Origin of the sequence: Pseudomonas sp. DP-17, assembly GCF_022380625.1 — a bacterium.
GTDB lineage: Bacteria > Pseudomonadota > Gammaproteobacteria > Pseudomonadales > Pseudomonadaceae > Pseudomonas > Pseudomonas nitroreducens_A.
Genome location: NZ_JAKSXG010000001.1, coordinates 603,317 through 624,178, shown reverse-complemented (window position 1 = coordinate 624,178; position 20,862 = coordinate 603,317). Strand labels below are relative to the sequence as shown.

At 66.2% G+C, this 20,862-nt stretch carries 16 protein-coding genes; 10 read left to right on the top strand and 6 right to left on the bottom strand.

Translation table 11 applies throughout. The annotated features are described in order from the left end of the window. The first annotated feature begins 56 nt into the window (after positions 1–56). The 4 genes from MJ122_RS02870 to rmuC all read left to right on the top strand — a co-directional run bounded on the left by MJ122_RS02870 (position 57) and on the right by rmuC (position 3,413). Entirely contained in the window at positions 57–425 is a 369-nt protein-coding gene (locus MJ122_RS02870; protein WP_017522072.1) for an antitoxin Xre/MbcA/ParS toxin-binding domain-containing protein, read from the top strand. Further along, complete coding sequence (locus MJ122_RS02865) at positions 426–1,190, top strand: RES family NAD+ phosphorylase (protein WP_088416512.1); 765 nt, start codon at positions 426–428, stop codon at positions 1,188–1,190. Positions 1,191–1,267: 77 nt separating this feature from the next. Further along, the gene (locus tag MJ122_RS02860) at positions 1,268–1,477 is read left to right on the top strand and encodes a hypothetical protein (RefSeq protein WP_017522070.1); all 210 of its coding nucleotides are present in this window, start codon (positions 1,268–1,270) and stop codon (positions 1,475–1,477) included. Positions 1,478–1,988: 511 nt separating this feature from the next. Then, entirely contained in the window at positions 1,989–3,413 is a 1,425-nt protein-coding gene (gene rmuC / locus MJ122_RS02855) for a DNA recombination protein RmuC (protein WP_239742799.1), read from the top strand. 67 nt (positions 3,414–3,480) lie between these two features. Here rmuC and MJ122_RS02850 read toward each other — a convergent pair whose 3' ends face one another. The 4 genes from MJ122_RS02850 to MJ122_RS02835 form a co-directional block, all read right to left on the bottom strand. Further along, on the bottom strand, positions 3,481–4,821 hold the full coding sequence (locus tag MJ122_RS02850) for an FAD-binding oxidoreductase (protein ID WP_239742175.1): 1,341 nt from the start codon (positions 4,819–4,821) through the stop codon (positions 3,481–3,483). A gap of 94 nt (positions 4,822–4,915) precedes the next feature. Continuing rightward, entirely contained in the window at positions 4,916–5,806 is an 891-nt protein-coding gene (locus MJ122_RS02845; protein WP_239742173.1) for a metal-dependent hydrolase, read from the bottom strand. Between the two features lie 8 nt (positions 5,807–5,814). Beyond that, on the bottom strand, positions 5,815–7,587 hold the full coding sequence (locus MJ122_RS02840; protein ID WP_239742171.1) for an SDR family oxidoreductase: 1,773 nt from the start codon (positions 7,585–7,587) through the stop codon (positions 5,815–5,817). Then, positions 7,584–8,468 (bottom strand): M24 family metallopeptidase, encoded by an 885-nt coding sequence (locus tag MJ122_RS02835; RefSeq protein WP_239742169.1) that lies wholly within the window; start codon positions 8,466–8,468, stop codon positions 7,584–7,586. Before MJ122_RS02835 ends, MJ122_RS02840 begins: the two co-directional genes overlap by 4 nt. Before the next feature lie 270 nt (positions 8,469–8,738). Here MJ122_RS02835 and MJ122_RS02830 point away from each other — a divergent pair, with 270 nt between their 5' ends. After that, positions 8,739–9,557, top strand: coding sequence for a MerR family transcriptional regulator (locus tag MJ122_RS02830; RefSeq protein WP_275590546.1), 819 nt, complete (start codon positions 8,739–8,741; stop codon positions 9,555–9,557). Positions 9,558–9,561: 4 nt separating this feature from the next. Here the strand turns inward: MJ122_RS02830 and MJ122_RS02825 are convergent, their stop codons facing one another. Beyond that, positions 9,562–10,476 carry a LysR family transcriptional regulator gene (locus MJ122_RS02825; RefSeq protein WP_239742167.1) on the bottom strand — a complete coding sequence of 305 codons (915 nt, stop codon included), beginning with the start codon at positions 10,474–10,476 and terminating at the stop codon, positions 9,562–9,564. 83 nt (positions 10,477–10,559) lie between these two features. Between MJ122_RS02825 and MJ122_RS02820 the strand changes: the two genes are divergently transcribed. Then, positions 10,560–11,018: a DMT family transporter gene (locus tag MJ122_RS02820; protein WP_017522062.1), complete on the top strand. Its 459-nt coding sequence runs from the start codon at positions 10,560–10,562 to the stop codon at positions 11,016–11,018. A 174-nt stretch (positions 11,019–11,192) separates the two neighbouring features. Here MJ122_RS02820 and MJ122_RS02815 read toward each other — a convergent pair whose 3' ends face one another. Continuing rightward, positions 11,193–14,669, bottom strand: coding sequence for a PAS domain-containing hybrid sensor histidine kinase/response regulator (locus tag MJ122_RS02815; RefSeq protein ID WP_088416521.1), 3,477 nt, complete (start codon positions 14,667–14,669; stop codon positions 11,193–11,195). 261 nt (positions 14,670–14,930) lie between these two features. On the opposite strand from MJ122_RS02815, the gene MJ122_RS02810 reads away from it, so the two are divergent. The 4 genes from MJ122_RS02810 (at position 14,931) to MJ122_RS02795 (ending at position 20,830) form a co-directional block, all read left to right on the top strand. Further along, entirely contained in the window at positions 14,931–15,500 is a 570-nt protein-coding gene (locus tag MJ122_RS02810) for a GNAT family protein (RefSeq protein ID WP_088416522.1), read from the top strand. A 66-nt stretch (positions 15,501–15,566) separates the two neighbouring features. Further along, positions 15,567–16,418 carry an AraC family transcriptional regulator gene (locus tag MJ122_RS02805; RefSeq protein WP_088416523.1) on the top strand — a complete coding sequence of 284 codons (852 nt, stop codon included), beginning with the start codon at positions 15,567–15,569 and terminating at the stop codon, positions 16,416–16,418. A gap of 203 nt (positions 16,419–16,621) precedes the next feature. Next, a complete protein-coding gene (locus MJ122_RS02800) occupies positions 16,622–18,787 on the top strand; it encodes a TonB-dependent receptor family protein (protein WP_239742165.1) in 2,166 nt (721 codons plus the stop codon). Positions 18,788–18,955: 168 nt separating this feature from the next. Continuing rightward, entirely contained in the window at positions 18,956–20,830 is a 1,875-nt protein-coding gene (locus MJ122_RS02795; RefSeq protein ID WP_239742163.1) for an MFS transporter, read from the top strand. Positions 20,831–20,862 lie beyond the last annotated feature (32 nt).

Below are 20,862 nucleotides of genomic sequence, written 5' to 3'. Positions count from 1 at the left end.
GCGGTTGCAGCATTTGATGGTATGTTTGTCGCAAACACACTTGATGGAGGTTCGTCATGAGCGCGCTGCTGAAGGAAAGCCCGGCGGCCGATGCCGTCCTGGCGAAAGCGGTGCTGACCGCCCGCGAGCACTTGTCGATGACCCAGCAGGAGCTGGCGGCCATCGTCGGGGTGGATCGCAGCGCGGTAAGTCGCTGGAAGCAGAACGGCCTGCGCGTGGATAGCAAGACCGGTGAGCTGGCGCTGCTGCTGGTGCGCATCTACCGCGCGCTATTCGCGTTGTTCGGCGGCAATCATGAAGACATGCGCCACTTCCTGCGCACTGAGAACCGTCACCTGGGCGGCGTGCCGCTGCAATTGATGGAGCAGATACAGGGATTGGTCTTGGTGGTCGAATACCTGGACGCTATCCGGGGCAAGGTCTGAATGTCCTTCGCAGCCGGCGCCCGTCTCTGGGCCAAGTATGAGGATTCGGTCGTCGCTCCCATTCGTGGGCGCCTGGTGCGTTTGGTGGAAAGCCAGGGCCAGGTAGCGACACTGCAGTTGGTAGACACCCTGGAAGAGCAGGCGCTGCTCGAGGAGTTGCTGGAAACCAGCAAGCCGCGCATGCCGCCGCCCGCCGAGCCGCTGCACTATCTATTGAAGACGCCGTTCCGCTATCCGCCGTTGCGTTGGGGCTCGCGATTTGGCCGCCGCCATGAACCCAGCCTGTTCTATGGGGCGCTCAAGCTGGAGACGGCCATGGCCGAATCGGCTTTCTACCGCTTCGTGTTGTGGGAAGGCATGGCGACACCGCCACCCAGCGGGAGAATCCTCTCCGAGCACGCTTCGTTCGAGGCGCGCTTCCAGGTGCAGAAAGGTGTACGCCTGCATCTGCCGCCCTTCCGCGAACACGCAGCACTGCTCGATCCCCAGGATTACAGTGTGACCCAGGGACTGGGCAGCGCCATGCGCGAGTCGGGTGTGGAAGCTTTTGAATACCGTTCCGCACGCTGCCCGCAGGGTGGCATCAATGTCGCGCTGTTCGCGCCCTCGGCCTTTACCGAGAAGCGGCCGCGTAATCTCACGCCCTGGTTGTGCGAGACGACATCGGAGTACGTGGCCTTCAAGCATGCACAGGTGCCGGACAGTCCGAGACTGTACCGGCGCGAGCACTATCTGGTGGATGGCAGGCTGCCGCATCCGGCCTGACCGTTCATCGTTTTGCCACTGTCGTGTCATGGTGAGCGGTGTATGTTTCGGGATGGCCAAGCAGGGAGCGCCAGACCATGGATATACGGATAGCTGTCCATCCCAGCGACGATCGTCGCTGGCGCGTGTACCTCAACCAATTCTTCTACGACTGCAACAGCCGCAGTTCAGCCGAGCGCATTTATGCGCGCGTCTGCGCCGCCGAGCGGCTGGCGATTCAGCTTCCCGAACCACCCCGCATCGTCCGGCCGCAACGTGTGCCGCGCCAGCAGGTTCAGATCGCATAAAATCGCCGGGTTTTGCGGTGGAAGACGGAGCTTCCGTCGCGCGCGTCGCCCATGTGGAATTCACTGTCCGCCTGAGAACACTTCCTATCCACTGCCCTGAAACGGGGCGGTCGGCTGCTGCGTGGCGCGCACTTGTGCACAATGCTGATGCGCTCTGTCAAGTCCCGGAAACATTGCATGTGGCCAGCCCGCGAATTTCCTTGCGTTTTTTAACTATTTGAAAAATAAAGGAAATTTCCGTTGGTGAAAAAATCACCAATCTGTCACACGGCCCCAGATCACTGGGGATAGGGCCGTTTTTCAGCAAGTTCTCCACTGAGTTATCCACAGCTTCTGTGGATTGTCCCGAGCGCTTGCTCCGGAGCCCTGTTCCAGGGCCTTTACAGCGGACGAGGCGGCTGGGGAAGGCGACTGTTAGACTGGCGCGATCCAATGCCACACCCCCCTGGAGTCCCGCATGCCACTCGATCTGTCCGCCCTGTTGCTCGGTGCGCTTGCCGGTTTGCTGCCCATGGCGGCGCTCGCCTGGCGGCTGCAGGCGCGGCGGGTAGAGGTAGAGCAGGAGGCGACTTTACTGCGCGAGCGCCTGGCAACGGCGCAGTTGGCCCAGGACGGATTATCCGCCCAGGCTGAGGCGGACCGTGAAGCCTTCCAGCGGCTGAGCGGGCGGCATGGCGAGCTGTCCGCCGAAGCGGCGGCGCTGCGGCGCGAAGTCGAGCTGAGCAGGGAGGAGCGTGCGCGGCTGGGCAATGCCGAACAGGATTGGCAGGCCGAGCGGGCCGACAAGGAGGCAGAGCTGCGCCGGCTCTCCGCCGAGCACGCGGCGCTGTCCGCCGAACTGCGCGAGCAGCAGGAAAATCACCAGCAGCGCCTGGGCGATCTGCAGGCCGCGAAGGATGATCTGCGCGCGCAGTTCGCCGAGCTGGCCGGGAAGATCTTCGACGAGCGCGAGCAACGTTTTGCCGAGTCCAGCCAACAGCGTCTCGGGCAGTTGCTCGACCCGCTGAAGGAGCGCATCCAGTCCTTCGAGAAACGCGTGGAGGAGAGTTACCAGGCCGAGGCCCGCGAGCGTTTCTCGCTGACCAGGGAGCTGGAGCGTCTGCAGCAGCTGAACCTGCGCCTGGGCGAGGAAGCCACCAACCTGACCCGTGCACTGAAAGGTCAGAAGACCCAGGGCAACTGGGGTGAGCTCGTGCTGGAGCGAGTGCTCGAGCACGCCGGCCTGGAGAAGGGCCGCGAGTATGAGACTCAGGTCAGCCTGCGCGCGCCGGATGGCGAGCGCTTCCAGCCCGACGTGCTGATCCGTCTGCCCGGTGACAAGCAGGTGGTGGTGGATGCCAAGGTCAGCCTGACCGCCTACCAGCAATTCATCGCGGCTGAGGACGAGGTGATCCGCCAGCAGGCGCTCAGGGCGCACGTGCTGTCGTTGCGCAACCATGTGAAGGGGCTTTCGGGGAAGGATTACCGCCGCCTCGAAGGCCTGCACAGCCTCGACTTCGTGCTGCTGTTCATGCCGATCGAGGCGGCCTTCTCGGCGGCGCTGCAGGCCGAGCCGAACCTGTTCCAGGAGGCCTTCGAGCGCAACATCGTGATCGTCAGTCCGACGACCTTGCTGGCCACGCTGCGGGTGATCGACAGCCTGTGGCGCCAGGAGCGGCAGAACCAGAACGCCCGCGAGATCGCCGAGCGCGCCGGGGCGCTGTACGACAAGTTCGTGCTCTTCGTGCAGGACCTGGACGAGATGGGCACCCGCCTGCAGCAACTGGACAAGACTTACGCGGCGGCGCGCAACAAGCTCTGCGAAGGACGCGGCAACCTGATCAGCCGTGCCGAACAGGTAAAGCTGCTCGGCGCGCGGGCGAGCAAGAATCTGCCGACGGACTGGCTGGAGCGGGCGTTGAGCGACGATTCGCCGGTGGTGGAAGAGGGCGAGTAGGCCCGGCTTGCAAATGGACCTGTAGGAGAGCCCGGCGTTGTTTCCCCGGCGGGCCGTATGCGCTCCGTCAGAACAGTGAGTAGGGCTTGCCGGCCGTCCCGTCGGCGAAGCGCCGCAGCCTGAAGGCATGCAGATCCATGCCCGGTTCGCCCTGGTGAATCCACTGGCTCATCAGCTGCCCGACGATGGGCCCCATGGCGAAGCCGTGGCCGCAGAACCCGGTGGCGATCAGCAGGCCGGGGACTTCCGGCGGAGCATCGAGCACCGGGATGCCGTCGGGCAGCACGTCGATCAGCCCGGCCCAGCTTTCCACCACCTTCACATCGCGTAGCGCCGGGAACGCCCTGGCGAGGTTGACCTGCGCCTGGAACACGCGCGAGGTGTTTGCCTTTACCTGCGGATCACGTTCGCCCAGTACCGGACCGTTCAAGCTGCGTTCAGAACCGGGCAGGCGCTGGCGCAGGTCGTGGAACAGCGCGCCGTTGAGCTTGAAGGAGAAGCCCGCGCGGTGCTCCGGAAGATACGGCAGGTAATGTTTGGCGCCGCGCAGGTAGTCGAGGTTGAGGTCGATATCGGCCTGGGTCTCGTCGGCGAGATTGATGCTGCCATCGGCCCGCTGGCGAAAGCCGATGCCGTGGCCGATGAAGCTCTGCGCGCCGACGTCGGGGCCGGGGCTGGTGCGCGAGACGGTGCAGCGCACGGCCTGTTGCGGCAGTTCCAGCCCGAGGCTCTGCACCAGACGCCAGCTGCTCGCGCCGGCGCAGACCAGTAATCGCCGGGTCTTTACATAACCACGCTCGGTCTGTACGCCGCAGATGGCGCCGGCGGCGCGGTCGATGCCGGTGACGCCGCAGCCTTCGACGAACACGGCGCCTCGCTCAATGGCACGCAGCGCATAGCCGGGTGCCACGCGGCGCGGTTCCGCCTGGCCGTCGTTGGCAGTGTAGAGGGCGCCGAGTGCGGGATCGCTCAGCGCCGGCATCAGCTTTGCGACTTCCGCGCGCCCCAGCAGCCGGGTGCCGAGGCCGAAGTTGGCGGCGACCTTCAGCCAGTCCTCGTACCTGCGCTGCTGTTCCGGCGATTCGGCCAGGTACAGGCAGCCGCCCTGGCGCCATTCCAGCGGCAGTTGCAGCTCTGCTTCCAGGCGCTCCCAGAGCGGAATGGCGACCATCATCAGCGGCACTTCCGCCGGGTCGCGCGCCTGCTGGCGGACGAAGCCCCAGGCGCGGGTGGATTGCTGGCTGGCGACGCCGGCCTTGTCCAGCACCAGCACGCTCAGGCCGAGGCCGGCGAGCGCCCAGGCAGTGGCGCAACCCATGATGCCGCTGCCGGCGATGACCACATCCACCTGCTCCGGCAGGCGCTCCATGCGGGAGGCAAGGGCGGGGTGGAGGGGGTAGGTTCCCATCGGCATACGTCGGCATCCCTGTAACGAACGGAGAAGACCGCAGTATGCGTTCGGCGTGCGCCGCGCATCCACTGCGCGGGCACGCCGACTGGCGTTACGAGGCGCGTGCGGCCCGGCTGGCGGCCGGCGAGCGGGCCAGGTAGTCCAGCGCTTCCTGGGTGTTGGCCTCGTGGTCCGGGTGGTACCAGGGCTTGAAGTAGCGCAGGAAGCTGGTGGCCAGCGAGCTGATCTTCGGCAGCACGCCGGACTTCGAGCCATCACGCCAGATGGCGGCGAAGGAGCGTGGCCTGGCGATGGTCGGGTCCTGGCGCGACAGGGTGCGGGTGCCGAAGGCGAACAGGTAGATGATCAGCGGCCAGACCACGAACATCCACAACTGCCGGCTGACGAAGGTGCCGCCCAGGTGCACGTGCAGGTCGTGGGCGACGTTGCGGTGCTCCACTTCCTCGGCGCCGTGCCAGCGGAACAGGTCGAGCAGCACCGGGTCGGCCTTGGCGCGGTCCAGCGCGTCGGCTTCGAGAATCCATTTGCCGAGAATGCAGGTGAAGTGCTCCACCGCCGCGACGATGGCGCAGCGCTGGCCGATCCACCAGCGCTTGAGCCAGGGCGTGCGGTTGAACAGTTCGATGCCCAGCGGCGTGTCGCTGAGCAGTTGTTCGAACAGGTAGTCCATGACCTTCAGGTAGCGTGTGGAGTCGATGCCGTGGTGGCTCAGGTAGCGCTCCAGCGCGCCGGAGTGCGCACGGGCGTGCATCGCCTCCTGGCGAATGAAGCCCTGCACGTCCTCGCGCAGGCGGCCTTCCTTCACGAAGGGCAATGCCTTGTTGTACAGCCGGCAGAACCACAACTCGCCCGCCGGCAGCATCATGTGGATGACGTTGATCGCGTGGGACGCCTCGGGCTCGCCGGGAATCCAGTGCAGCGGCGAGTCGCTGTAGTCGAACTGCACCTTGCGTTGTACGAGCTTGTGATGATGGTCGTTCATGGCAGTTCTCAGGCAGTCAGGTTAAGGCGGGCGAACAGGCGCGACAGCCAGGGCATGAAGCGCCATTGCAGGGCGCCCAGATGCACTTCGCTGCCGACCTTCACCACCGCCTGGTTGCGTTCCACCGCGCGGGTGATGCGCTCGCCGACGATGTCCGGGCTGAGCCGGCGCCGACGGTAGAAGCGCTGCACCCTGGCGCGGTGTTTCGCCTGTTGTTCGTCATTCATGCCGGCGAAGCGCGTGGCCTGGACGATGCCGGTGTCGACGAAGCCCGGGCACGCCGCGCTGACGCCGATGCCGTGGCCCGCCAGCTCGGCGCGCAGGCATTCGCTGAGCATCAACACTGCCGCCTTGCTGGTGGCGTAGGCCGGGTAGTTGCGCGAGGGCGCGAAGGCCACGCCGGAGGCGACGTTGACCAGATGCCCCGGCTTGCCGGCCCCGACCATCTGCTGGCCGAACAGCCGGCAGCCGTCGATCACGCTCCACAGGTTGATGCGCAGCAGGCGCTCCCATTCCTGCGGGGTGGTCTTGAGCATCGGCCCGGCCATGCCGATGCCGGCGTTGCTCACCACTACGTCGGGCACACCGAGGCTGCTCTTCACCCACTGGGCGAAACGCTCCATGGCGGCACTGTCACCCACGTCCACGCAATAGCTGTGGGCGCTGGCGCCCATCGCGCGGGCCAGTTCGGCGCTGCGCTCGGCGGCGGCCGGGTCAATGTCCGCGGCCAGCACGCTGGCGCCGCGTTCGGCGAAGCTGAGCAGGGTCGAGCGTCCGATACCGCCGCCCGCACCGGTCACCACCACCAGCTTGCCGGCGAAGGGCCCGGAGCCCGGTTTCAGTGCGGCGCGCTGCAGTTCCGGCGTGGCTTCGCCGCCCTCGATGTGGCTGACGAACTCGTCGATCCAGTTCCCCAGTTGAGCGGGCTCGGCAAGCAGCTGCCAGTGCCCGGCGGTGACGTCCCGGCGCCACAGGCGCGGCGCCCACAGCGAGAGTTGCTGGAACAATTGTTGGCCGACGTAGCGGTCGCGGGTCGGCACGATGAGTTGAACCGGCACCTCGGTGTGCCGCTTCCGCGGCTTGAAGATCGAGGTGATGAAGTTGGCCCGGTAGAGCTTCACCCCGTGCTCGCCATCGGCGGCCTGGTGTGGGTTGCGCACCGGGTTGCGGATGCCTTCGACCTTGCGCAGGTACTGCGGCCAGGCCTTCGCCGCGCCGAACCGCCAGGACAGCGACGGCAGCAGCGGCAGGTGGAAGTAGTAGATGTACCAGGAGTGCAGCAGTTGGCTGGCCATCTGCAGCAGCGCGCGCGGCGTCTTGCGGCGCAGGCGATCGCGCATCCAGAAGCCGACATGGTCCAGGCAGGGGCCGGAGACACTGGTATAGGAAGCGATGCGTGCGCGCAGCTGCGGATCGGTGACGCTCTCCCAGGTCTGGATCGAGCCCCAGTCGTGGGCCACCAGGTGCACCGCGCGCTGCGGGCTGACGGCATCGAGCACCGCCTTGAGGTCCTGGCTGAGCAGTTCCAGGCGGTAGTCGCGGGTCTTGCGCGGTTTGTCCGACTCGCCGGCGCCGCGCACGTCATAGGCCACCAGTTGGTAGCGGCCGGATAGGTGGCGGATCAAGGGCAGCCAGGTTTCGTGGTTGTCCGGGTAGCCGTGGACGAACAGCACCATCGGCAGGTGCGGTTCCCCCCAGCGCCAGACCGCCAGCCGCACGTTGCCGGACTGTACGTCCAGCCGTTCCGGCGCCGGCAGGGCTTTCTCCAGCATGGCGTTCATGCCACCTCCCGCCGCGCCGGGGCGCTGATCAGGCCGCGCTGGGTCCAGCGGCGCACGTGGGGCAGGTCGTCGTCCAGCCAGTAGGCATCGTCGTCGGTGACGACCAGCAGCTCCTCGAACTTGGCACCCACGCCGCGCAGGCCCAGGTGCGGTTCCACTGCCCAGAGGCCCGGCGTGGGGGCGTGCTGCGAGCGGTCGTTGCTCGACCACAGCGGCGACCAGCCTTCGCGGCGGCCTGTGACCAGGGCGTTCTTCATCAGGGTGGCGATGTTGCGCACGCCGAAACGCGCCACCGAGGGGCCGCTGTTGCGCGCGTCGAGCTTTTCCACGCGGTGGGCCAGCACTTCGAAGGGGTAGGCCTTGTGCCGGGGCAGGGTGCCCTGGCGTTGGCAGAGGCGGTCCACCGACTGGCTGACTTCGGCCAGCGGCAGGCGCTGGCGGACCTGCTGGACGATCAGGTTGCGGTGCGCCAGCAGGTCGTCCATCAGGCGCTCCACCAGCAGGTTGTGGCCCAGTGCGCCGGAGTAGCCGACGTCGGCGGTGTAGGCGCCCAGGGTCGGCGCGCAGTCGAGGATGAAGGGCATGCCTTCCTCCAGGCGCTGCTTGCCGGGGTAGAAGGCCAGGTTGAAGCCGCCCAGGTGGCGCAGGCCGTCGAACCCCTTGAACGAGGTGCGCGGGCCGAACCAGGCGAAGGGCTGGTGGAACCAGTCGCGCACGCCGTGATCGAGCAGCCAGGCTTTCATCAGGGCGGCGGTCTCGCGCTCGCTGATGCCCGGGCGCAGTTCGCCGGCAATGGTTTCGCAGCAGCGGTAGGCCAGTTGCTGAATCTCGCGGAAGTGCCGCAGGTCTTCGGGGGTGGGCACCCAGGCGCCTTGGGACATGACTTTCTCCAGGCTGGTTGTTGTTATCGTTACATCGGTCGATGTCATGATCGATGCTGACCCATCGCTCACCGTTGCGCCATGCGTGCGCGGCGGGCCTGGAGTGTTACCGCCGCGGCGAGCCACTGGCGGCGCGGGTTCCGAGTGAGCGGGGGAAATCGGCTGTGTGCAGTTCCCGTCTTTGGTTGGGCTGGGGAGATGAGAAAAGGATCACCGAAGGATTAATCCTTCCGATTGTTCCGGGGGCATGTCGCTGGCTATCATCCGGCCATGAGCACACCCCTGAACCTCCTGCAGCGCCTGCTGCAGCGCCCGGACGAAGCGCCTTCCGAACTGGAAGAGGAGCGTGAGTATTCCGTGGATGAGCTGGCCCGCGAGGGCGGCACCACGGTGCGCAACCTGCGCGCGTACCAGGACCGCGGCCTGCTGCCGCCGCCCGAGCGCCGGGGCCGCGCGGGGGTGTACTTCGCCGGCCACCTGCGCCGCCTGCGGCTGATCAACCGCCTGCTGGAACGCGGCTACAACATCGCCAACATCAAGGAGCTGCTGGAAAGCTGGGAGCGCGGCCACGACCTGGACCACGTACTCGGCCTCGACGAAGCCATAGTCGGCCCGTGGAACCTGGAGTCCCCCGGCAGCATCGAGTTCGGCGACCTGCAGGCGCTGTTCGGAGACGAGTTGAATGATGCGGTGATCGACCAGGCGCTGGCGCAGGGCCTGCTGGCCTTCGACGGCGAGCGCATCAGCATTCCCAGCCCGCGCCTGTTCAATGCCGGTGTCGAGCTCTATCGCGCGGGCATTCCGCTGGCGGCGCTGCTGGATCATCTGGCGGTGCTGCGCACCGACACCGAACACCTGGCCGCCGGCATCGTGCGCCTGGTGGTGACCCACCTGGTGGACAAGCCCGGCGCCGACCTGCTGCCCGGTGCGGCCGATCTGGAGCGCCTGGCCGAGGTCTTCCAGCGCCTGCGGCCGGTGGCCGAACAGGTGGTGCTGGTGGAGCTGGCGCGCGGCTTGAAGCGCTCGGCCAACGAGATGCTTGGCGAGCGTGTCGGGGAAATCCTCCGCCGATTGGAAACGCCGGAGTAACGGCTCAGGTCCTGCCGGCCACCTCGGCCAGTTTGCCGCGCAGCCAGCGCCGCGCCGGGTCGTCCTCGCTGGCCTCCGACCAGATCTGCACGAAGTCGAAAGGCGCGAGTTTCAGCGGTGGTGCGAAGCTGGCCAGGCCGTGGCTGTCGAGATCATCGGGAAGCATCCGCGCGGCAATCGTCAGGACCATGTCAGTGCCCGCCAACAGGCTCGGCGCCACGCTGAAGTGTGGCACGGTGGCGGCCACCCTGCGGCGGCGGCCGAGCTTTTCCAGGTGGCTGTCGATTTCTTCCGCGGGGCTCTGCTGCAGCGCGACGCGCAAGTGCGGGGCGGCAAGGTAGGCGTCCAGGTCCAGGCGCGTTCTGTTGCCCAGGGTCTCCGTCGAACACAGGCAGACGAAGCGTTCCTCGAACAACTGCTGCACTCGCAGTCCTTCGGGCAGCATCGGGAAGACCCCGAGTGCGCCATCCAGTTCGCCGCTCGCCACCTGCTCGGCCATGCCCACCCGCGAGGCCTGGCATACGTCGAGGTGAATACCGGGTGCTTCGCGGCGCAGGAGCGGCAGCAGCGCGGGCAGCACCACCCAGGTGCCGTAGTCGGACATGCCCAACCTTAGTTCCAGCTCGGCGCTGGCCGGATCGAAGTCATCGCCCAGCACCAGCCGGCGCACGCCGCCGAGGATTTCCCGCAGCGGCCCGGCCAGTTCGAAGGCGCGGCGGGTCAGCTGCATCTGGTTGCCGGTGCGCACCAGCAGCGGGTCGTCGAGCAGGTCGCGCAGGCGGTTGAGCGCATGGCTCACCGCCGGCTGAGTCATCGCCAGGCGCTCGGCGGCGCGGGAGACGTGGCGTTCTTCCAGCAGCGCATCGAGGATCACCAGCAGGTTGAGGTCGATCCGGCGCAGGTCATGAATCGAGTGCATTCAGGTTGTACCGTTCATTCATTTCCATGCGCTGGATGGATAGCAGAAGCTGAACCTTATCGACAAGCCATGGAGACCACTCGATGTCGAAACTGCTTCTGCTGCTGCCTGCCATCGGTGTGGGCGCGCTGGTTGCCTTGCAGGCGGGCAGCAACTCGTTGCTGGGGCGCCAATTGGGTCATCCGCTGAGTGCCAGCCTGACCTCGCTGGGTGTCAGCCTGGCGGCGGTGATCGTTGCGCTGCTGGCGTTCCGCGTACCGCTCCCGGCCGCCGCGGGAATAGCCACCACGCCCTGGTGGGGCTGGCTGGGCGGGCTGTTCGGCGCGGCTTACCTGACTGTCGCGGTAATGCTGGCGCCGCAGCTGGGTGCGGCGACCTTTCTGGCCTGCGTGGTGGCGGGGCAGATGCTGATGTCGGCGTTGTGCGACCAGTTCGGCTGGGCGGGTTTCAGTGTGCGGCGGCTGTCGCCGGAAGGGTTCGTGGCGATCGGGCTGATCATTGCCGGGGTGGTGTTGTTGCAGTGGCGGGGGAGGGTGGTTTGAGTCGAGTACGGAGCGGCCGGGAGTACCCTCTCCCGAAGGGAGAGGGGACTGGTCTGCAGCGCGATGAAAGATCGGCGCCCGCTGGATGGCACATAACCAAGAACGGCACAGATAACTCCCTCTCCCTTCAGAGAGAGGGCGGGGGAGAGGGTACTAAGCCAGCACTGAGGACCATCAACGCAAACTCAGATGCCGACTCAACAACGCCCGCAGCGCCGCCGGCTTCACCGGCTTGGGCAGGAAGTCCAGTCCCGCTGCATGGATCTGCGCCACCAGTTCGGGGCGGGCATCCGCGCTGATCACCACACCTGGCACCGGTTCGCCCAGACGGGTACGCAGCCAGGCCATGAGGTCGGTGCCCAGTTCGCCGTCGTCCAGGTGATAGTCGATCAGCGCCAGTTGCGGGCGCGCGTCCTCTTCCAGCAGTGCTTGGCATTCCTCGCGGCTGCGCGCGGTAAGCACGCGGCAGCCCCAGCGAGTGAGCAGGCTGTTCATGCCGGTGAGGATACTATCCTCGTTATCGACGCACAGCACCTGCGCGCCGTTGAGCTGCTCCGGGGTTTCCACCTTGTGCCCGTTGATTGCCGCCGGTGCCGGCTGGCGAGCCAGCGGCACGCTGACGCTGAACACGCTGCCCTTGCCCGGCCAGGAGCGCACCTCCAGGCGGTGGCCGAGCACCTTGCAGAGCCGGTCGGCAATGGCCAGGCCCAGGCCCAGGCCTTTCTCGGCGCGGGTCTGGTGGCTGTCCAGGCGTTTGAATTCCTCGAAGATCACCTGCAGCTTGTCCGGTGGGATGCCCGGGCCGTGGTCCCAGACTTCCAGGCGCAGGTGCCCGGCCTCGCGGCGTACACCGAGCAGCACGTGGCCCTTGGCGTAGCGGAAGGCGTTGGTGAGGAAGTTCTGCAGCACGCGGCGCAGCAGCTTGATATCGCTTTCCACGCGCAACTTGCTGCCGCGCACATGGAAATCGATGCCGTGCTCCTGGGCCAGCACGCGGAATTCAACGCCCAGGGTGTCGTACAGGTTGCTCAGCGGGAAGGCCGCGACGTCGGCGCTGACGCGGCCTCCCTCGAGACGCGAGATGTCCAGCAGGTCGGTGATCAGGTCTTCCGCCGAGCGCAGGGATGAGTCCAGGTGGCGTACCAGTTCGGTGGCCTCCTCGGGCAGTTTTTCCTGGTGGGCGAGGGCGGCGGAGAACAGTCGCGCGGCGTTCAGCGGCTGCATCAGGTCGTGGCTGACTGCGGCGAGGAAGCGCGACTTGGACTGGTTCGCCGCCTCGGCCGTGCCCTTGGCCTCGGTGAGCGCCTGGTTGAGCTGCGACAGTTCGAAGGTGCGTTCCTGCACGCGCTGCTCCAGGCTTTCGTTGGCGTCCTTCAGGCCCTGCTCGGCGTCGCGGTAGTTGGTGATGTCGGTGAAGCTCATGACGAAGCCGCCGCCGGGCATCGGGTTGCCGATCAGCTCGATCACCCGGCCGTTGGGGAACAGCCGCTCGGAAGTGTGCGGCGTACCCTGGCGCATCCAGTACAGGCGCTTGGCCACGTGAAGGTCCGGGTCGCCCGGCCCACAGAGGCCGCGTTCGGCGTTGTAGCGGATGATGTCGGCGATGGGCCGGCCGACATAGATGAGGCCGTCGGGGTATTCGAACAGCTCGATGTAGCGATGGTTCCAGGCCACCAGGCGCAACGACTGGTCGACCACGCTGATCCCCTGGGTGATGTTCTCGATGGCGCCCTGCAGCAGGGCGCGGTTGAACTGCAGTACCTCGGAGGCTTCGTCGGCGATCTTCACCACATCCTCCACCTGCATCTCGCGGCCTTCGATGGCGGCCTTCACCACGGCGCGCGCGGAAGAAGCGCCGAGCACGCCGGCGAGCAGGCGTTCGGTGTGGGCGATCCACTCGTCGTTGGCATTCTGGCTGGGGGTGAAGCCCTTGCCCTGGCGGTAGGCGAATCGGATGAAGCTCTGTCGCGCGCGCTCCTCGCCGACGAAGCGGGCGGCGAGCATCAGCAGGTCTTCCAACTGTACCGCGAGCATCGAGCGCGAGCTGAGCTTCTGGGAGATTTCCTGGCCGATGAAGCGGCTGGCCTGCCAGTGCTCGGACACGCGGGTACGGGAGAACACCGAGACCAGCCCGAACAGTGCGAAGTTGCCGATCAACGAGAGCAGCACGCCGAGCGTCAGCGGCTCGATGGACAGGCCGAACGGCCGGCCGGCGAGCCAAGCCAGGCCGGGGAAGGCGTGCAGCGGCCAGCCCAGGCCCTTGGCGACCACCGGCAGGACCAACGTGTAGGCCCACAGCAGCGAGCCTGCAGCCAGGCCGGCGAACACGCCCCGGCGGTTGGCCTGCTTCCAGTACAGCGCGCCGATCATCGCCGGGCCCAACTGGGCGATGGCGGCAAAGGCGATCTGGCCGATGGTGGCGAGGCTCGCGGTGGAGCCCAGCAGGCGGTAGCTGACATAGGCCAGCAGGAGGATCAGCGCGATGCTCACCCGGCGCACGGTCAGCAGCCAGTGGCGGAACACCTCGAAGGGCTGCTCGGCCTCGCCCTTGCGGCGCAGCAGCCAGGGCAGCAGCATGTCGTTGGAGACCATGGTGGACAGCGCCACGCTGGCGACGATCACCATGCCTGTGGCCGCCGAAGCGCCGCCGATGAAGGCCAGCAGCGCCAGCGCCGGGTGTGCCTCGGCCAGGGGCAGGCTGATCACGAAGGAGTCCGGCATCACGCCGGCGGGCAGGTGCATCTGCCCGGCGAGGGCGATGGGCACCACGAACAGCGCGGCCAGCACCAGGTAGATCGGGAATACCCAGCGCGCGAGGTTGAGGTCGCGCGGCTCGATGTTCTCCACTACCAGCACGTGAAACTGGCGCGGCAGGCACATGATGGCGGTCATCGCCACGCCGGTCTGCAGCAGCATGGCCGGCCAGTGCACGGTCTCCTTCCAGTACTCGTTGAGCTGCGGGGCGACGCGGGCCTTGTCGACCAGGTCGCCGAATCCGTCATAGAGGCCGTAGGTGACGAAGATGCCGACGGCGAGAAAGGCGGTGAGCTTGACCAGCGACTCGAAGGCAATCGCCAGCACCATGCCCCGGTGGTGCTCGGTGACGTCCAGGTTGCGGGTGCCGAAGACGATGGTGAACAGGGCGAGGACCAGTGACACGATCAGCGCCGTGTCCTGGGCGCGGATGCCGGTGGAGTCGGGGCCGGCGCCGATCAGCAGGTTGACGCCGAGGACGATGCCCTTGAGCTGCAGGGCGATGTAGGGCAGCACGCAGACCACGCAGATCAGCGCCACCACGACCGCCAGCGCCTGGGACTTGCCGTAGCGTGCGGCGATGAAGTCGGCGATGGAGGTGATGTTCTCCTGCTTGCTGATCATGATCATCTTCTGCAGCACCCAGGGTGCGAAGAGCATCAGCAGCACGGGGCCGACATAGATCGGCAGGAACGACCACAACTGGTCGGCGGCCTGGCCGACGGCGCCGAAGAAGGTCCAGCTGGTGCAGTAGACCGCCAGGGACAGGCTGTAGACCCAGGCGCGGACACGCGGCGAAAGAGGGGCGCGACGGCGGTCGCCATAGAACGCGATGGCGAACAGGACCGCCATGTAGAGCAGGGCGACCGTTGCGATCAACCCACTGGACAACGACATGCTGACTCCGGAAGTGAACGGGCTCCCCCGCAGGAGCACTCGCAGCAGTTTCGCACCAAAGTCCGGAACTGTCAGACGCCTGCTACCAATGTCTCAGTGGCGCTGTGTCACGCCTCACACTTGAGAGTGGAACGCCGGGCTGGTAGCTTGCCGGCCTTTTCGCGGTCCGTCTGTCGAGCGCCTGCCGGCGCGCGGCACTTCAGCGGGCCGCTACGCTCTGATGTGAGCGATGATTCCGCGTCGTGTTTCGAGGAGGGCGCCATGTTCAGACCGTTACCCATCACCTTGCAGCGCGGGGCCCTGCGCCTGGAGCCCATGGTGGAGGCCGACGTGCCGGACCTGGTGACGCTGGCGGAGCAGAATCGCGACGTCCTGCAGTTCATGAGTGCGCCGGGGCGCCCGGACTGGTACCGCCAGGGCCTGGCAGAGCAGCGGGAGGGCCGCGCCCTCCCGCTGGTGGTGCGCCTGGGCAACCAGATCGTCGGCACCACGCGCTTCATGGATTTCCTCCCGGCGCTGCCGGCCTGCGAGATCGGCGCCACCTGGCTGGACCAGAGCCAGCATGGCAGCGGCCTCAACGCCACCATGAAGTACCTGATGCTGCGCCACGCCTTCGACAGCTGGAAGATGGTCCGCGTGCAGTTCAAGACTGCTGCCAGCAACGAACGCTCCCAGCGGGCCATTCAGAAGCTTGGCGCGGTGCGCGAAGGCGTGCTGCGCAACCATCGGCGCCTGGCCGGCGGGCGTCTCGACGACACCATCCTCTACAGCATCACAGACCAGGAATGGCCGCAGGTGAAGGCCGCACTGGAAGCCGGTTTCAACGGCTGAAGGGGCGGTGTAAGGTGATCGACCCGCGCGCTCTGCAGAGCGGCGGTGCGACATCGAGGCAGGACCATGACAGAACATCACGCGAGCGGCGAACGCACCCGCTTCTGGCGCGCCCAGGAGCTGGGCGGCGTGGAGTTGCTGCACGCGCGCTACATCGAGCAGGTGTTCTCGCCGCATGTCCATGAAGGTTTCGCCTTCGTTATGATCGAGCAGGGCGCGCAGCGCTTCCACCATCGCGGCGCCGAGCACTTCGCCCCGGCCGGCAGCGTGGTGCTGATCAACCCTGACGAGGTTCATACCGGTTCCAAGGCCGACGAGGACGGTTGGCGCTATCGCGGCTTCTACCCGGAGCTGGCGCAGGTTTCCGGCGTGCTGGAGGAGCTGGAACTCGGCGCAGGCGGTACGCCGTCCTTCGACGCCAGCGTAGTGTTCGATCCGGAGTTGGTGCAGGCGCTGTTCGACGCCCACCGCCTGGTGGATTCCGATGCCACGGTGCTGCAGCGCCAGACCTGCTGGCGCGAGGCGATCCTGCTGCTGTTCCAGCGCCATGCGCGGATTCCCGAAGCACCGCCGGCGGGCAATGAGCCCGTGGCCGTGGCGCGCGCCCGTGAACTGCTGGGTTCGCGCTTGATGGAGCCGCCGTCGCTGGAGGAACTGGCCGCCGCCGTCGGGCTGTCGCCTTTCCACTTCGCCCGGGTGTTCCGCAAGGCCACCGGCCTGCCGCCCCACGCCTGGCTCAAGCAGCGTCGCCTGGAGCAGGCGAGGGCGCTGCTCAAGCAGGGCTGCATGCCGGTGAACGTGGCCATGCAACTGGGCTTCGCCGACCAGAGCCACCTCAGCCGGCAGTTCAAGCAGGCCTATGGCGTCGGTCCCGGCGAGTATCGCCAGGCCTGCGCACGCTCGTTCCGTTCGCCCTGATTTTTTTCCCACGTCTCCGGGAAACCCCATCACACAAGGGCTGCTGGCCTATCGCCGTGCCTGATGAACAGCCGTTCGAGATACCGAAAAGAGAATCCAAGTCAACCGGAATATTTTTTCATTTGCGATACATTTGCATTTACAAAATTTACAATCAGTTCTAATTTCCCGCCCCTTCACGAAGTACCCGGGGAGGGGGAAGCATGTCGCACGTTCGTTCATGGTCGCGCCTGGCGATCGCCGTAGCCCTGGCCGCGCCGCTGCTGCCGGCACAGGCCGAGGAAGAGACCAAGGAGCTGGAGACTGTCACCGTCGTCGGTGACTGGCTCGGCGAGGCCGACCAACAGGTGGTGCAGAACCACCCCGGCGCGCGCACCGTGGTGCGGCGCGAACAGATGATCGAAGAGGGCGCGCAGAACGTGCGCGACGTGCTGCGGGGCATTCCCGGCGTGCAGGTGCAGGACAACAACGGCACCGGCGGCAGCGATGTTTCCCTCAACGTCGGTGTGCGCGGCCTGACCTCGCGCCTGTCGCCGCGCTCCACCGTGCTCATCGACGGCGTCCCGGCCGCCGTGGCGCCCTATGGCCAGCCGCAGCTGTCGATGTTCCCGCTGTCGGTCGGCAACCTCGACAGCGTCGACGTCGTGCGTGGCGCCGGCTCCGTGCGCTATGGCCCGCAGAACGTCGGCGGGGTGATCAACTTCGTCACCCGCGCGATTCCCAAGGAATTCTCCGGCGATGTCGGCAGCACCGTGGAGACCGCTTCCCACGGTGGGTGGAAGAAGCTCTACAACGCCTTCCTCGGCGGTACCGCCGACAACGGCATGGGCGCTGCGCTGCTGTACTCGGGCGTGAAAGGCGCGGGCTACCGCGACGGCAACGACGCCACCGACATCGATGACGTGATGTTCAAGACCCACTGGGCGCCCACCGACGTCGACGAGTTCTCCGCCAACTTCCATTACTACGACGGCAGCGCCGACATGCCCGGCGGCCTGACCCAGGCGCAGTTCGACAAGGACCCGTACCAGTCGGTGCGCGACTACGACAACTTCACTGGCCGGCGCAAGGACGTCTCGCTCAAGTACAAGCGGCAGATCGACGACCTCACCCAGGTCGAAGTGCTGACCTACTACAGCGACAGCTTCCGTGGCAGCACCATCGCCAACCGCGATCTCAAGACCCTGGCGTCCTACCCGCGTGACTACCACACCTTTGGTATCGAGCCGCGCGTGTCGAAGATCTTCATGGTCGGCCCGACCACCCAGGAAGCCAGCATCGGCTACCGCTACCTGAAGGAAGCGATGCACGAGCGCGCCAGCCAGGTCGGACTCGTGAACAACATCCCGACGCCGATTCCCGGGGCCGATGGTCATGTCTATCAGGATCGCACCGGCGGCACCGAAGCGAATTCCATCTACCTCGACGACAAGATCGACGTGGGCAACTGGACCGTCACCCCGGGCATCCGCTTCGAGCGCATCTCCACCGACTGGCACGAGCGCCCGGTTATCGACAACAAGGGCAAGCCGGTCCAGGAGAAGAACCGCAGCAAGGACTATAACGAGCCGCTGCCGGCACTGGCGGTGATGTATCACCTGTCCAACGAGTGGAAGCTGTTCGCCAACTACGAGACCTCCTTCGGCAGCCTGCAGTACTTCCAGCTCGGCCAGGGCGGCAGCGGCAACGACACCGCCAGTGGCCTGCAGCCGGAGAAGGCGAAGACCTACGAAGTCGGCACCCGCTACGACAACGGCACCTGGGGCGGGGAAGTCACGCTGTTCTACATCGACTTCGACGACGAGCTGCAGTACATCAGCAACGACGTGGGCTGGACCAACCTGGGCGCCACCAAGCACCAGGGCATCGAGACCTCGGCGCACTACGACATGGCGGCGCTGGACCCGGTGCTCGCCGGCCTGACCGCCTACGGCACCTTCACCTACACCCGCGCTACCTACGAAGGCGAGATCCCGTCGTTCAAGGGCCGCGACCTGCCACTCTACTCGCGCCAGGTGGCGACCATCGGCCTGCGCTACGAGCATGACCGCTGGACCTATAACTTCGACGGCTTCGCCCAGTCGAAGCAGCGCGCGCCCGGCCCGACCACCAATTCCAACGGCAGCTTCACCGGCAACTACATCACCGAGCCGACCGCCGATGGCCAGTACGGCGACATCCCCGGCTACGTGCTGTGGAATGCCCGCGTGGGCTACGACTTCGGCCCGCAGGCGTCGAACCTGAAAGTCGCCGCCGGGGTGAAGAATATCTTCGACCAGATGAACTACACCCGCTCCAGCGACAACAACGCCGGCATCTACCTCGGTGAGCCGCGCACCTTCTACGTGCAGGGCAGCGTCGGCTTCTGACGTCGTCCCGGCCCAGTGAAAAGCCCGTCCTTCGCGACGGGCTTTTTCTTGCACGGATTGCGCTGTTCGAATGGATTTGTGCGGAAAATGTGGCTTTTCTTCACGCTGTTGCCGTCATATCCGTGCTGTCATTCCGGCTCAAGGCCGCTACGCAGGTATACAAGGACGATGTCTCAACATTCGCAATTCGCCCTGCTGGGCACCAAGCGATTCCTGCCCTTCTTCATCACCCAGTTGCTGGGTGCGTTCAACGACAACATCTTCAAGCAGTCGCTGATCCTGGCGATCCTCTACCACCTCACCGTCGGCGGTGACCGCAACCTGCTGGTCAACCTCTGCGCGCTGCTGTTCATCCTGCCGTTCTTCCTGTTCTCCGCCCTGGGTGGACAGTTCGGCGAGAAGTTCAACAAGGACGCGCTGATGCGCGCGCTGAAGCTGGCCGAGATCGTGATCATGCTGGTGGGCGCCGCCGGTTTCGTGTTCGGCAGCCTGCCGCTGCTGTTCCTCGCGCTGTTCGCCATGGGGACGCACTCCGCGCTGTTCGGTCCGGTGAAATATTCGATCCTGCCGCAGCACCTGCGCGAGGACGAACTGGTCGGCGGCAACGCGCTGGTGGAGATGGGCACTTTCCTCGCCATCCTCTGCGGCACCATCGGCGCGGGCGTGCTGATGTCGCGGCAGGACTACGCCGCCGGCGTCGGCACCGCCGTCGTGCTGGTAGCCGTTTGCGGCTTCCTTGCCAGTCGCAACATTCCCCGCGCCGCCGCCGCGCTGCCGGACCTGAAGGTCGACTGGAACATCTTCCGCCAGTCCTGGAGCATCCTCCTGCTCGGCCTGCGCCAGCGCCCGGCGGTGTCACGCTCGCTGGTGGGCAACTCCTGGTTCTGGTTCCTCGGCGCGGTCTACCTGACGCAGATCCCGACCTACGCCAAGGAGCTGCTGCACGGCGACGAAAGCGTGGTGACGCTGATCCTCACGGTGTTCTCGGTGGGCATCGCACTGGGTTCGATGCTTTGCGAAAAGCTCTCGGGGATGAAGGTGGAGATCGGCCTGGTGCCCTTCGGCTCCATCGGCCTGAGCCTGTTCGGCATCCTGCTGTGGTGGCATTCGGGCGGCTTCCCGCAGGGGGAGCAGCCTTACAACTGGCTGGCGGTGCTGGAGCATTCGCAGTCCTGGGCTGTGCTGGCGGACATCCTCGGCATCGGCATCTTCGGTGGTTTCTACATCGTGCCGCTGTACGCGCTGATCCAGGCACGCACCGAGGAGGACAAGCGCGCGCGGGTGATCGCCGCCAACAACATCCTCAACGCGCTGTTCATGGTGGTCGCGGCGATCGTCTCGATCCTGCTGCTGTCGGTGGCGAAGCTGTCGATCCCCGAGCTGTTCCTCGTGCTCTCGCTGATGAACGTCGCGGTGAACGTCTACATCTTCAAGATCGTGCCCGAGTTCACCATGCGCTTCCTGGTGTGGCTGCTGACCCACTCGATGTACCGGGTCGACCATCGCAACCTCGAAGCCATCCCCGATGAAGGCCCGGCCGTCCTGGTGTGCAACCACGTGTCCTTCGTCGATGCGCTGCTGATCGCCGGCTCCGTGCGTCGCCCGGTGCGCTTCGTCATGTACTACAAGATCTTCCGCATCCCGGTGCTCAACTTCATCTTCCGCACCGCGGGCGCCGTGCCCATCGCCGGGCGCAACGAAGACGCGCAGACCTACGAAAAGGCCTTTGCCAAGGTCGCCGAGTACCTGCGCGAAGGAGAGTTGGTGTGCATCTTCCCCGAAGGCATGCTGACCCTGGATGGCGAGATGAACGAGTTCCGCGGCGGCGTGGAGCGCATCATCGAGGAGACCCCGGTGCCAGTAATCCCGATGGCGTTGCAGGGGCTGTGGGGCAGCTTCTTCAGCCGCGATCCGCAGAAGGGCTTCCTGCGCCGCTTGTGGTCGCGGGTCTGCCTGGTGGCTGGCCAGCCGGTGGCACCGCAAGAGGCCAAGCGCCTGGTGCTGCAGCAGCAGGTGGCTGAACTGCGTGGCGCGGCTCGCTGAGGCTGCGCGACGGAAAAGAAAAAGCCCCGGCA

Coding starts and splice junctions, on each gene's coding strand:
- MJ122_RS02870 (WP_017522072.1), top strand. CDS start 57: ATGAGCGCGCTGCTGAAGGAAAGCCCGGCGGCCGATGCCGTCCTGGCG.
- MJ122_RS02865 (WP_088416512.1), top strand. CDS start 426: ATGTCCTTCGCAGCCGGCGCCCGTCTCTGGGCCAAGTATGAGGATTCG.
- MJ122_RS02860 (WP_017522070.1), top strand. CDS start 1,268: ATGGATATACGGATAGCTGTCCATCCCAGCGACGATCGTCGCTGGCGC.
- rmuC (WP_239742799.1), top strand. CDS start 1,989: ATGGCGGCGCTCGCCTGGCGGCTGCAGGCGCGGCGGGTAGAGGTAGAG.
- MJ122_RS02850 (WP_239742175.1), bottom strand. CDS start 4,821: ATGGGAACCTACCCCCTCCACCCCGCCCTTGCCTCCCGCATGGAGCGC.
- MJ122_RS02845 (WP_239742173.1), bottom strand. CDS start 5,806: ATGAACGACCATCATCACAAGCTCGTACAACGCAAGGTGCAGTTCGAC.
- MJ122_RS02840 (WP_239742171.1), bottom strand. CDS start 7,587: ATGAACGCCATGCTGGAGAAAGCCCTGCCGGCGCCGGAACGGCTGGAC.
- MJ122_RS02835 (WP_239742169.1), bottom strand. CDS start 8,468: ATGTCCCAAGGCGCCTGGGTGCCCACCCCCGAAGACCTGCGGCACTTC.
- MJ122_RS02830 (WP_275590546.1), top strand. CDS start 8,739: ATGAGCACACCCCTGAACCTCCTGCAGCGCCTGCTGCAGCGCCCGGAC.
- MJ122_RS02825 (WP_239742167.1), bottom strand. CDS start 10,476: ATGCACTCGATTCATGACCTGCGCCGGATCGACCTCAACCTGCTGGTG.
- MJ122_RS02820 (WP_017522062.1), top strand. CDS start 10,560: ATGTCGAAACTGCTTCTGCTGCTGCCTGCCATCGGTGTGGGCGCGCTG.
- MJ122_RS02815 (WP_088416521.1), bottom strand. CDS start 14,669: ATGTCGTTGTCCAGTGGGTTGATCGCAACGGTCGCCCTGCTCTACATG.
- MJ122_RS02810 (WP_088416522.1), top strand. CDS start 14,931: ATGTTCAGACCGTTACCCATCACCTTGCAGCGCGGGGCCCTGCGCCTG.
- MJ122_RS02805 (WP_088416523.1), top strand. CDS start 15,567: ATGACAGAACATCACGCGAGCGGCGAACGCACCCGCTTCTGGCGCGCC.
- MJ122_RS02800 (WP_239742165.1), top strand. CDS start 16,622: ATGTCGCACGTTCGTTCATGGTCGCGCCTGGCGATCGCCGTAGCCCTG.
- MJ122_RS02795 (WP_239742163.1), top strand. CDS start 18,956: ATGTCTCAACATTCGCAATTCGCCCTGCTGGGCACCAAGCGATTCCTG.